Genomic DNA, 12,470 nt, shown 5'->3' with positions numbered 1-12,470 from the left:
CTTACTTTTAATGGCTAAATAACCAACATCCAGTTAATTTTTTACATTTATTACTGTCACAGAGTCTATAGCTTCATATAATAACCGCATGCTTATCAGCCATTAATGCTATTTTTGGAGCAATTATGCCTTCCCATTTACCAAAAGCGTTTAGCAAACCTTTTCTTAAAATATTTCATACCTTAGAAGCCATTCTTTTGGTTGGGATAACACTTTCAACCGTCGTTGCCATGTTTAATGAATTTATACATGTCATCGTAGAGAGAAATATTCAACTAACGGACATTCTTTTAATGTTCATCTATTTGGAAATATTGGCCATGGTTCAACAGTTTGTTGTTAATGGTAAAATTCCAGTTCGCTATCCTATCTATATTGCAATAATGGCGATTGCTCGCTACATCACATTGGGTATGAAAGAACTAGATGGCACTTTTATTATTTGGTTATCCTTAGCCGCATTTGTTTTAGCCGCGGCAACAGTACTTATTCGTATCGGTCATCATTACTGGCCTTATGAAACGCAAGAGGATCCAACCAAAAAACAATCTGATGACTAATCTGTTGATATAAAAATCAAAAAAGCACTCAATAGTGCCTTTTTACTTTTAATCTTTAACTTTGACTTGCGGTTACCTCTGGACACTCATTAATATGACAAAGATCGGCATTCACATCTTGGTTACCCAGCAAACGTAGCCATAAAGCAGGAAGGTGTTCCGGTTTTACCTTTTGTTTTTCTATTTTAATCGGGGGAATTAATTGCCAATCTTTTTGAGGTGCTCGTTTCGCAACCACAAATCGAAAGGGGAGATACTCAGTTAAGCCTAGCCGTAAATCTGTTACTACTACTTGGTTATCAATGGTCTTGTATTGCATAAAGTTATTTGAAAATTTTATAAGATCATTAACATGCTTTGAAGTTTGCTCCAGCGGCCAGGATCCCCGCTCTCGCTGAGCCCATTGAATGGAATATGCGCCGTTCTTTTTACTATCTAATAATGAGGAAAAACCCTCATTATATTTATTACCATCTAAAATAATGATCCGCCACAACACAGTATTAAACGGTGTTGGACTAATAAATATCGGTTTATTGGCTAAAGGCGTACTTTTAACTTCATCATGGAGGCGCTGGTTTATGATTGAATAAGCCACTACAGACCATACTAAATAGGAACTTGATATTAATAATCCAAGACCACATAACTTAGCCATTTTTTCCCGCCACATTAGGCTCGCAATCAACATAACCAGTAGAGATAAGGTATAAAGCGGATCGATAATAAAGATGCTGGATATGGCTACGCTGACATCTAAAGGCCAGAAAAGCTGAGTGCCATAAGTGGTAAACGAATCTAGTAATGGATGGGTGATTAAGCAGGCCGCTATCAGTAACCATAACCGGCTAAATGTTAATACTGTAGGTCGAAAGCGGTACCATAATACGGTCAGTAATAAAGAAAACGGTAACAACACAAAAAGTGAATGGCTAAAACCACGATGTTTCACCGTATCTGAAATAGCGTCGCCATAGCTAATAAATACATCCAGATCTGGCAAAGTGCCTAAAGCGGCTCCTGCTATTAACGTTTTCGGTTTACAGTGACGTCCAGCCACAACCGCTGCAACAGATGCGCCTAATGCTGCTTGCGTTATTGAATCCACATTCACTCCTTTGCATGTCGTTATTTATTAATACGAAATTTTTTATTGTCATTTCAACAAATAAACTACTAACATATTACTCAGCTAACCATACCAAAACAAAATATTTAAATTAATCGTTTAAACAAAACTCCTGCCTTTTGTAGTATAAGCATCACTAATATAGACATGGATGTAGCCTGCATATCAAGCCTTGTAAGTCTATTTAGAGGTAATAATAATGAAAAAATATTGCCCTCGCTGTCAGCAAAAACACCGTTCCAGAACTTAATCAAGGGCGACTCTCTTTTAACCGCGGACATTGCAATGTTCCCCTTTAACATAATGAAAATTAAGTTCTAGGTTACGCTATCGCATACATTACATTTGTTAGTATTATCTTACTCTCTATTGATATTAATGCCTTTATAACGATGGCTATTTCTGTCGTTAGTTACGCTTTGATCTGTCATTAAACCATTGAACCTTTTATTGGCATAGAATGTAATAAAATCAGTCAATTCCTAACGGCTCTAGAGCTTTCCGCACAAAAAAGGGATGACATTTTTTGTCACCCCTCTCTCTTATCTAGCACTGTTTATTAATTTTCAGCATCGTTGACTGTTACTATTCGGTGTTCATTCGCTGTCGCGATCCAAGCGGCACAAAATAACGTTAGACGTGCAAAGAAATAGAAAAATGCCATTAAGCCTATAATTGAACCAAACGCTGCACCTGATGGTGAACTTGCCAGTTTAGGTAACATAAATGTCATGGCAAACTTAATTGCTTCAAAGCCTATTGCGGCAAGTAGTGTTCCTTTCATCAATGCCCAGCGATTAAAACGGCGCTTTGGTAACATCCAAAAGATCCATAAAAACATAAGATAGTTGGCGCAGATCGATATTGTTAAAGCTGTTGCGGTAAGAACAGGGCGTAACCAAGTAATATTTCCTAAGCCTAGCGCATTAACAATCGTTGCTTGTGCAGAGCCTGCAACTGACGTTAGCACAACGGTAAAAATTAATGCCCCCACTAACCCAGTCAGTGCGACTAAGTCTTTAACATATTGCAGTAAAAAATGATCTTTATCTTCAGGTTTACGTTCCCATACATCTCGGGTTTGTGCTCGAATGGCTTCACGTAAATTACCCATCCAGCTAATACCAGAATACAAAGCAATGGCTAAACCACTTAAACCGACGGTTGTACGCTGGCTAATTGCAATATTAACGGTGTTTTTTAATGTCGTTGCTAAATTTGGATCAGTAACACCCGCAACTATTTTATCAATAATACTATTTAACAATGAGGCATTAGAGGCCAATATAAAACCCGCAGCTGCAAACAACACCATTAAAATAGGGATAAGTGATAAAAAAGAAAAATAAGTGATTGCTGCACCAAACTGACTCCCTAACCGATCATTAAAGCGGTCAGCAGCGCGAATCAAGTGATCAATGGGAGGTAATGCTTTTATTTTATCGACCACAAAAGTAACAATCACCCTTACTTTTGACATCAAGGTTGTTTTTTCATCTTTCGACGTCGGTTTATCTATCATAATTCATCATCATGGCGTCATTCATTTATCAAGTTACAGTAATCACTGCTCACCTTCTTACTATAAAGTCGCCATTTACTTTTTAGTATCATATAAAATAGAAAAGGCTTGCCTTAATAAGCAAACCTTTTAAGTAATAACGTGACCAACGTAAAAGTATTATTAGTTAAACAAACCTTTAAGCAATTGATCCGCTACATTTTTAATCTTTTCATCTTTAGCTTTATCACCCAATAACTTTTCAAGACCTCGGTTTAGCTCTTTCTTCGCTTTCTGCTCTAATCCGCTATTTTGCTTAAAGAGGTTTTTTAAGTCTAATTGATATTTAGGCTGCTGCCATGTGCCTTTTATTCTAATAGGAACATTAATCCCTTTCAATTCATCTAACCCTTTACCACTTGCTACAATAGCGGTATCGACAGAAAAGTTTAATGACTCATTATTTAAATCAGTCGTACCATCCCCATTAATATTAAGTAATGGTGAAGCGAGATGAAGATTATCGATCTTAGCTTGGCCTTGTCCTAATTGCAGCAATGCCGTTAAAGAAGAGAAATCTGTTTTCTTTTGCTTCTGACTATCAGCTAACTTCTCACCTTTTAAACGCGCTTTCGCTGAACGGATCATCTCAGATATATTCACACCATAAACAGCCCCATCGGTCAGATTCACATTAATCGTACCTGTACTATTATTTTTCAAATGTTGTGAAGATAAACCTTTACCTGCAAGATTGGCGGTAATATTTGCACGTCCAGCTAACTGCTTATTATTAGCAACATCTTCAAGTAATGGCTGGATATCAACGCCCTTTATTTGATTATGGAGCTGATAGCTAGCTAAAGGTGCGTTAACGTTCAATTGTGCTGATGCACTCACTGTGCCTTTATATAAATTTGCCGTAAACGAATTTAGCTTTGCAATCCCATTTAGAATGACAACCGACAGTTTCACATCAGACAAATGTGCATTTGAGATAGTAAACTTTTTCGCCATTATCGTTCCGTCAACATCAATGCCTTTTAATACTGAAAGATCCGGCTCTTGTATTACAGGTTGAGTATTTGATGCCGATTGTGAAGATAATTGTTGTGGCGTTGACGCAGCGATTTCGGTTGATGTGTTATTCGCAGCTTGTTCTGATGCAGCTGTCTTTTCAGATGAAACCACTCCGTGCTGCTTTTTAAGCCAGTTATCAACATTAATATTGTCGCTGGATAAGTTAAAACGGATCACGGGAACATCACGATTGATAAATGACATATCTCCCATTAATGCAAGCTCATCAGCATTTGCATCGAGTTTTGATAACTTCACTGTTTTTGTTGTTAAATCATAACTAGCATTGGTTTTAATGTTTACCTGCATCTTAGGGCGAGGTAACGCTTTGCCTGACAATGCATTATCTATTGAGAGGTTTTCCAATGTTAGAATATTTCTATCCGACGACAGTTTAAGCTGGGTTTGCCCTTTGGTAACAAAAGCCAAATCAGGTAATTGTCCATCTATGTTTAAATTAATTGTTGCCCATTGACCATACTTAAAATGATCCAACGCTACTTGAGCGTGTTTTATCTCTGTTTTTCCATCTTGGGCCGTCAGAGATAAATCTAGATTTTTTAATTCATCTAATTGATATGTAGAAGACAAATTCAACTCGGTACTGCCTTTAGCTGCAAATTGTAGCGCATTTGCACTGCCCGAAATATCAAATGTCGCCTTCGTCCATGTCTTTGGTACCAGTTTATCTAAGGTGAAGTTCACCTTAGATAACGCGATATTTGATGCGGTTTTGTCATTAATAATATCAACACTAGCATTGATAAGTTCAACCCCAGCAAGCGATATTTTCCACGGCTGTGCCGTTACCTTTGATGCAGTTGACTTCTCATCCTGAACATTATTAACAGCATCTTTATCTGCTTTTGGTACTGTTGAGTCATTCACTTCCTTCGTTGATGACTTTTCAGCTAAGCCATCTAAATTACTACGACCATCTTTAAGTGTTTGAACAAAAACATGCGCACCATCTAAATGAACTTTGCCAATATCAAGCTCATGAGATAAGAGTGGCAATACTGAAACAGACAGCTCAGCCTGCTTAAATTGAATCAGGTTTGGCTGAGCAAAGCCTTGAGGGTTATTTAACGTTGTTTCCCCCACACTTAAACCTAATGTTGGGAAAAAACGCCAGTTAATATCACCGTGAATATCCAATTCACGCCCTGTTTGCTTTTTTACTTGCTCTGCAATCACAGCTTTAAACTGATTAGGATTTACTAACGTGACAAGGGCTGTGATCCCAAGTACAACGACGATAATAATACCGATTAAAACATACAGTAATTTTTTCATACTACCCTCTTTCCATAGCACCCATTATCACGATAAGGAATCTGCATAAGAAATATAAACTATTAAAATATAAACTTAATATTATTAAGCTCTGCGTTATGACAATGATTTATAATGATAGTTTCGCCCTTAAACATCATGATAATACTATCGGCGATAAAATATGACACATAATAAAAAGGCAATCACTATGGATTGCCTCTAAAAATACGAATTATTGAAGACCAAAATTAACTTTCTTTATCATCTTCGTTAATACGGCTTGCTACTGCACCTTGCTGATATTTATATTTAGCGTCTACACGTTTGTTATACGGTTTTTCAGCTTCACCAGATAAGGTTTCAAAACTTAACGCACCAATTGGCATATGTGGACGTAATGCCAGTGGTAAGCGACCTGAATTATAAAACTCAAGTACGATACGGCCAGACCAACCTGGATCAATACGGTGTGCAGTAACGTGTACCATTAGGCCTAAACGCGCTAATGATGAACGTCCATCCAACCAACCTACGATATTGGCAGGTAATGTCACTGATTCATGTGTCACGGCTAAAGCGAGCTGTCCTGGATGAAGGAAAAAGGCTTCTCCTTCCTCAACAACAATTTCATCACTCATGACTTTCTCAAGTTGCGTTGCTACATCTTCTTTCTTTCCTGAAAGATCGATAAAGGGTGCACCATGATCATTAAAAATACGGAAGTTATTACCAAGGGTCACATCAACAGTTAAACCACTAATACAATCATCAGCTGGACGTGGCTCGATATTGATTTTTCCTTCATCAAGGTACGCCTTGATATCCTTGTCACAAAGTCTCATTTGAGCTTTCTCCTGAATAACAAAACACACGTATTATCAATAAAATAATACTAGTGTAGGCAAATCTTAACAGGGTTTCCCGAAAGATAAAAATAAGGCTGGCAAAAGCCAGCCTTATAAAAAATTAAGAACGTAACAACTTCGCTATATGTGCTTTAAGTACGTCGATAGCTATACGGTTCTTACCACCACGTGGAACAATGATATCAGCATATTGTTTTGACGGTTCAATAAATTGCATGAACATAGGACGCACCGTCTTTTGATACTGAACAAGCACAGATTCCATTGTACGACCACGCTCTGCAACATCACGTTGTAAACGACGAAGTAGACAGATATCAAGAGGCGTATCCATAAATACACTTGCATGCATAATATCGCGTAGTCTCGGATCAGTAAGTAAAAGAATACCCTCTAAAATAATCACCTTTTTAGGTGTTAATAAAGTCGTCTCTTTCATACGTGTATGTTCACTGTAACTGTACTGTGGAACTTCTACTGCTTCACCTTTGATTAACTGCTCTAGATGATCACAAAGTAAATCATGATCAAGCGCATTCGGGTGATCATAGTTAGTTTTGACCCGCTCATCCATGGTCAGGTGACTTTGATCGTTATAGTAACAATCTTCCGTAATAACACCGATCTGATGATCGCCTACTTTTTCTTTTAGCTCTTTATATACAGTACTGGCAATCAGACTTTTACCGGATGCAGAAGCACCTGCAATACCAATAATAACGCATTGGTGTAAATTTTCAGACATATCAGAAGGCACCTGTTAGACCACGTGGCGAGATAAATAATTAAACCGCCTAATTATAAGCAGTTGTTATGTCAGATGCCAATAAAAACGAGACATCTGACACGTTTGAATAGAAAACGGACAAAGGCCGTCTCATATTTTTGTTACATAGTACGAATTGTAATCTGCTCTAACGCCGTTTCGCCTTGCCAGTACAAACGACTCGCAACAGTCGCGGCTAATTCAATGTAAGCCATCGCTTGCTCAGAGTTAGGAGATACTGCCACAGTTGGTTTACCGTTATCAATATCTTGACGTACCTTAATATCAAGTGGTAACTGCGCTAATAATGGCACTGAATATTCTTGCGCCATTTTCGCTGCACCGCCGGTACCGAAAATATGCTCATGATGACCACAGTTACTGCAAACGTGGTAACTCATATTCTCAACAATACCCAGTACCGGCACATCCACTTTATTGAACATACTGATACCTTTAATAGCATCAGCTAGGGCTAGATCTTGTGGTGTCGTTACAACTAACGCCCCAGTTACTGGTATTTGTTGTGATAACGTCAGTTGGATATCACCTGTACCTGGTGGCATATCAATCACAAGGTAATCAAGATCAGGCCACCATGTCTCATTGATAATTTGTGCTAACGCTTTTGACGCCATAGGACCTCGCCAAATAGTTGCACTTTCAGCTGGTACAAGATAACCCACTGAATTGGTATAAAGCCCACATGATTCAATTGGCAGCATCATTTTACCATCAGGAGATTGTGGCTTTTGATCCATGGTGCCTAACATCATAGGGACAGATGGACCATAAATATCCGCATCAAGTAATCCAACTTTAGCCCCTTGTTGCTGAAGACCTAAAGCTAAATTAACTGATGTTGTTGATTTACCAACCCCACCTTTCGCCGAACTCACAACAATTATGTTTTTCACACCGCGTAATGGTTGCTTATTCTCAACAGCCAAGGTAGCCACTTTTGCGCGTACATTAAAGGTAATATTTGAAGGAATAACACCATTATGGTGCTCGCCGCCAATCCACTCTTCGAGCTCATTAACCAATGTAGCCGCAGCAAAAGGAATCGTGATGGTAATTAAACCATCTGCAGAGATAGAAACAACATTGGGCATATCCGCCCACCCTGAATTCAAAAGAGAATGCTCAAAGTGATTTAGCCATTGGCATATATCAGCAACATTCTGAAAACGATGAGTCACATCGTTAGTCATAAGTTAACACTCCACATAATCTATTATCGTACGAGCAACAAGTTACCTTTAATTAGTCATTTAAGAACTTGCTGCTGCGCTAATTTTACCTGTTTTGCCTAATGCTACCACCAAAGCATGAAAACTGCCCGATTTCACAAGCTTTTAAGTAGATAAAACCGTATCTGATGCTAGGAATAACGGCAACCATCAGGTAGTATTTACAGCTACGTTTTTTACCCATCATGAGCGAAATAAGTAATTATGGCTGCCAATCCAAGAAAAATTCTTGTTACCTGTGCCCTACCGTATGCTAACGGTTCTATCCACTTAGGTCACATGCTTGAGCATGTACAAGCGGATATTTGGGTTCGCTATCAGCGCCTACGTGGCAACGAAGTTCATTTCATTTGTGCTGACGATGCACACGGAACTCCAATCATGCTTAAGGCCCAGCAGATGGGTATGGAACCTGAGCAAATGATTGCCGAAGTGAGCAAAGAGCACCAAACTGATTTTGCTGGCTTTGATATTGATTTTAGCAACTACCACAGTACACACTCACCAGAAAACCGTGAGTTAGCATCTTTTGTATATACCCAGCTTAAAGACAATCGCTTTATTACTAGCCGTACTATTTCTCAGCTTTTTGATCCTGAGAAAGAAATGTTCCTACCTGATCGTTTCGTAAAAGGTACATGCCCTAAGTGTAAAGCTGAAGACCAATACGGTGATAACTGTGATAACTGTGGTGAAACATACAGCCCAACAGATTTAATCAATCCAAAATCAGCCGTTTCTGGTGCAACACCAGTCATGAAAGATTCTGAGCACTTCTTCTTCGACCTGCCTCAATTTGAAAGCATGTTAAAAGAATGGACTAAGTCTGGTGCACTTCAAGAAGAAACATCTAACAAGATGCAAGAGTGGTTCGAGTCAGGCCTTCAACAATGGGATATCTCTCGAGATGCTCCTTACTTCGGCTTTGAAATTCCAGGTGAGACAGGCAAATACTTCTATGTATGGCTAGACGCACCAATTGGCTACATGGGGTCATTTAAAAACTTATGTGACAAGCGTGACGATCTAAACTTCGATGAGTTCTGGAATAAAGATAGCTCAACAGAGCTATACCACTTCATCGGTAAAGACATTGTTTACTTCCACAGCCTATTCTGGCCTGCAATGCTAGATGGTGCGGGTTTCCGTAAGCCAAACAATGTATTCGTACACGGTTATGTAACAGTAAATGGCGCGAAAATGTCTAAGTCTAAAGGTACTTTCATTAAAGCAAGTACTTACTTGAAGCACTTAGACCCTGAATGTCTACGTTACTACTACGCTGCCAAACTAAACAGCCGTATTGACGATCTAGATTTGAACCTAGAAGACTTCACACAACGTGTTAACAGTGACGTAGTAAACAAAATTGTTAACCTTGCATCTCGAAATGCAGGCTTCATCGCTAAACGTTTCGATGGCAAGTTATCTGATAATTTCGTCGAACCTGAGCTATATGCAGAATTCGTTGCAGCCGCCGATCGTATCGGTGAGCTATACGAAAGCCGTGAATACGGTCGCGCAATTCGTGAAATCACAGCACTTGCTGATAAAGCAAACCAATATGTTGATGAAAAAGCACCTTGGGTTGTAGCGAAGCAAGAAGGTAAAGACCAAGAGTTACAAGATATTTGTACTGTGGGTATCAACCTATTCCGCGTGCTAATGGCTTACCTGATACCCGTCATGCCAAAGCTGACTGAGCGTAGTGAAGCATTCCTAAACGAAACACTTACTTGGGAAACCATTGAACAACCGTTAACTGCTCACGAAGTAACGAAGTTTAAAGCACTATTTAATCGTATCGATCCTGCACACGTTGCAGCTATGGTTGAATCATCGAAAGAAGAAGCAGCAGCAGATAAAGCGGCAGCTGAAGCCGCTGCAAAACCAGCAAGCCCTTTAGCTGATGAGCCAATTGAAGCTGAAATCGAATTTGACGATTTTGCTAAAGTTGATATGCGTATCGCTAAGATTGTATCTTGTGAAGAAGTGCCAAAAGCGAACAAACTGCTTAAATTCCAATTAGATATTGGCGGTGAAATGCGCCAAGTATTCTCAGGTATTAAGTCAGCTTACACACCAGAAGAGTTAGTTGGCAAAATGACAGTTATGGTTGCTAACCTAAAGCCTCGCAAAATGAAGTTCGGCATGTCTGAAGGCATGATCCTAGCTGCGGGTCCTGGTGGTAAAGATCTTTGGATCTTAGAGCCACATGAAGGTGCACAGCCAGGTATGCGCGTAATGTAATTTACACTTCTCGTATATAGAAAGGGCACAGCATGTGCCCTTTTTTATTATCTTTGGATTTAAATTCAAATATAAAGAATATATATTCAATCTATCACTGGTAAAATATTTTTACTTTATAAATTAATCATTAGTAAAATAGCTGAATACTCTGAAATAGTACTATTCTCTTACAGAATGAGAGTTAACAACGTCTATTAGGTAGAGTTATATATAAGATAAAATCGTGACTAATTCGAGATAAAAACCATTTAAATGTTAAAACATAGTTAATATTACTTCTTTCAAACTTTAAAAAAATATAAAAAACGTGACTTGAGCCATATAGTTAATATTTGATCTTATTTTTGCTTTGGTTGAAACATTGAAGTCCTGATAGTCTCTTTGTGGCTCTGATATACAGATGGACAGAGTGAATAATTATAAGGAAAATTCAATGTCAACGACAAAGAAAAAAATGTCCCTCACCTCCCGAGTGATCCTCGGTATGGTACTGGGTATTCTAACAGGATTTTTAATTCGCACCTTTTTAGCTGATATCACTTTTATCCACGAATACATCGTTAACGGTTTGTTTGATGTGGGTGGCAAAATTTTCATTGCCAGCTTAAAGATGCTTGTAGTACCTCTCGTTTTTGTATCACTGGTTTGTGGTACTAGCTCATTAAAAGATATCGCAACATTAGGTCGCCTTGGTGGTAAAACAGTCTTGTTCTATCTTGCAACGACTGCAATGGCCATTACCCTAGCACTTTTCCTTGCCAATGTTTTCCAACCAGGTGCTGGTGCAGATTTAAGCGCAGCAACAACATTTGCCGCAAAAGAAGCACCAACGCTAGGTAGCGTTATTGTGGGTATGTTCCCAACTAACCCAATAAGTTCTATGGCAAATGGTAATACTCTACAAATTATTGTCTTTGCCGTATTATTCGGTATCGCAATTAGTGCTGCGGGTAAACCTGGTGAACGTATTGCTGAAGTATTCAAAGATCTTAATGAAGTGATCATGAAGCTTGTAGCGTTACTAATGAACATTGCACCATTCGGTGTGTTCTTCCTAATGGCTAAGCTATTTACAGGATTAGGTCTAGATGCAATCTTTAATCTGATTAACTACTTCTTAGTACTTGTTGCAGCTCTACTGATCCACGGTTTAGTAACATACAGTGCGATGCTAAAGATCTTTACCGGTCTAAGCCCTATGACTTTCCTAAAGAAAATGGAAGATGCGGTGATGTTTGCTTTCTCGACTGCATCATCAAATGCAACGATTCCTGTTACCATGGAAACAGCAACCAAACGTCTTGGTGTCAATAACAAGATCGCTTCATTTACAGTACCACTAGGTGCAACCATTAATATGGATGGCACGGCTATCATGCAAGGTGTCGCGACAGTATTTATTGCTCAAGCGTTCAACATTGACCTAAGCATGGGTGACTACATTGCTGTCATTGTAACTGCAACACTTGCTTCTGTTGGTACTGCTGGTGTTCCTGGTGTCGGCTTAATCATGCTGGCTATGGTACTAAACCAAGTAGGTCTTCCAGTTGAAGGTATTGCAATCATCATGGGTGTTGACCGCCTACTTGATATGATCCGTACCGCTGTCAACATTACGGGTGACTCTGTAGTGACATGTATTGTCGCTAAGAGTGAAAATGAGCTTGATATTGAACGCTTCAATGATCCTAAAGCTGGAGCCAAAGATGAAGAAGTTAAATTTCATCCTCTAAAGCAAAGCTCATAACTCAGCTATTTTCATTGCATAAGGCGCCTTCATGGCG

The 12,470-nt window shown here is 38.9% G+C and carries 9 protein-coding genes; 3 read left to right on the top strand and 6 right to left on the bottom strand.

What is annotated here, in order from left to right; all coding sequences use genetic code 11:
* Positions 1-125 precede the first annotated feature (125 nt).
* A complete protein-coding gene (locus SKA34_RS16135) occupies positions 126-560 on the top strand; it encodes a phosphate-starvation-inducible protein PsiE (protein WP_006646604.1) in 435 nt (144 codons plus the stop codon).
* A 55-nt stretch (positions 561-615) separates the two neighbouring features.
* On the opposite strand, the gene SKA34_RS16130 is transcribed toward SKA34_RS16135, so the two are convergent.
* The 6 genes from SKA34_RS16130 to apbC form a co-directional block, all read right to left on the bottom strand.
* A complete protein-coding gene (locus SKA34_RS16130; RefSeq protein ID WP_006646603.1) occupies positions 616-1,668 on the bottom strand; it encodes a metal-dependent hydrolase in 1,053 nt (350 codons plus the stop codon).
* Between the two features lie 580 nt (positions 1,669-2,248).
* Positions 2,249-3,211, bottom strand: coding sequence for an inner membrane protein YhjD (yhjD, locus tag SKA34_RS16120; RefSeq protein WP_006646601.1), 963 nt, complete (start codon positions 3,209-3,211; stop codon positions 2,249-2,251).
* A 162-nt stretch (positions 3,212-3,373) separates the two neighbouring features.
* Positions 3,374-5,566, bottom strand: coding sequence for an AsmA family protein (locus SKA34_RS16115; protein ID WP_006646600.1), 2,193 nt, complete (start codon positions 5,564-5,566; stop codon positions 3,374-3,376).
* A gap of 230 nt (positions 5,567-5,796) precedes the next feature.
* Positions 5,797-6,390, bottom strand: coding sequence for a dCTP deaminase (gene dcd, locus SKA34_RS16110; RefSeq protein WP_006646599.1), 594 nt, complete (start codon positions 6,388-6,390; stop codon positions 5,797-5,799).
* 124 nt (positions 6,391-6,514) lie between these two features.
* Positions 6,515-7,159: a uridine kinase gene (gene udk, locus SKA34_RS16105; RefSeq protein WP_006646598.1), complete on the bottom strand. Its 645-nt coding sequence runs from the start codon at positions 7,157-7,159 to the stop codon at positions 6,515-6,517.
* Positions 7,160-7,302: 143 nt separating this feature from the next.
* Positions 7,303-8,394, bottom strand: coding sequence for an iron-sulfur cluster carrier protein ApbC (gene apbC / locus SKA34_RS16100; protein ID WP_006646597.1), 1,092 nt, complete (start codon positions 8,392-8,394; stop codon positions 7,303-7,305).
* 243 nt (positions 8,395-8,637) lie between these two features.
* Between apbC and metG the strand changes: the two genes are divergently transcribed.
* Positions 8,638-10,683, top strand: coding sequence for a methionine--tRNA ligase (gene metG / locus SKA34_RS16095; protein WP_006646596.1), 2,046 nt, complete (start codon positions 8,638-8,640; stop codon positions 10,681-10,683).
* 436 nt (positions 10,684-11,119) lie between these two features.
* Entirely contained in the window at positions 11,120-12,433 is a 1,314-nt protein-coding gene (locus tag SKA34_RS16090; RefSeq protein ID WP_039860661.1) for a dicarboxylate/amino acid:cation symporter, read from the top strand.
* Positions 12,434-12,470: the final 37 nt, after the last annotated feature.

It is taken from the genome of Photobacterium sp. SKA34 (genome assembly GCF_000153325.1).
GTDB lineage: Bacteria > Pseudomonadota > Gammaproteobacteria > Enterobacterales > Vibrionaceae > Photobacterium.
Note: the sequence above shows the minus strand (reverse complement) of the source record. Positions and strands in the feature narration are given on the sequence as shown.

Bases quoted from the DNA above. Each gene is read 5' to 3' on its own strand.
- SKA34_RS16135 (WP_006646604.1), top strand. From the start codon at position 126: ATGCCTTCCCATTTACCAAAAGCGTTTAGCAAACCTTTTCTTAAAATA.
- yhjD (WP_006646601.1), bottom strand. From the start codon at position 3,211: ATGATAGATAAACCGACGTCGAAAGATGAAAAAACAACCTTGATGTCA.
- SKA34_RS16115 (WP_006646600.1), bottom strand. From the start codon at position 5,566: ATGAAAAAATTACTGTATGTTTTAATCGGTATTATTATCGTCGTTGTA.
- dcd (WP_006646599.1), bottom strand. From the start codon at position 6,390: ATGAGACTTTGTGACAAGGATATCAAGGCGTACCTTGATGAAGGAAAA.
- udk (WP_006646598.1), bottom strand. From the start codon at position 7,159: ATGTCTGAAAATTTACACCAATGCGTTATTATTGGTATTGCAGGTGCT.
- apbC (WP_006646597.1), bottom strand. From the start codon at position 8,394: ATGACTAACGATGTGACTCATCGTTTTCAGAATGTTGCTGATATATGC.
- metG (WP_006646596.1), top strand. From the start codon at position 8,638: ATGGCTGCCAATCCAAGAAAAATTCTTGTTACCTGTGCCCTACCGTAT.
- SKA34_RS16090 (WP_039860661.1), top strand. From the start codon at position 11,120: ATGTCAACGACAAAGAAAAAAATGTCCCTCACCTCCCGAGTGATCCTC.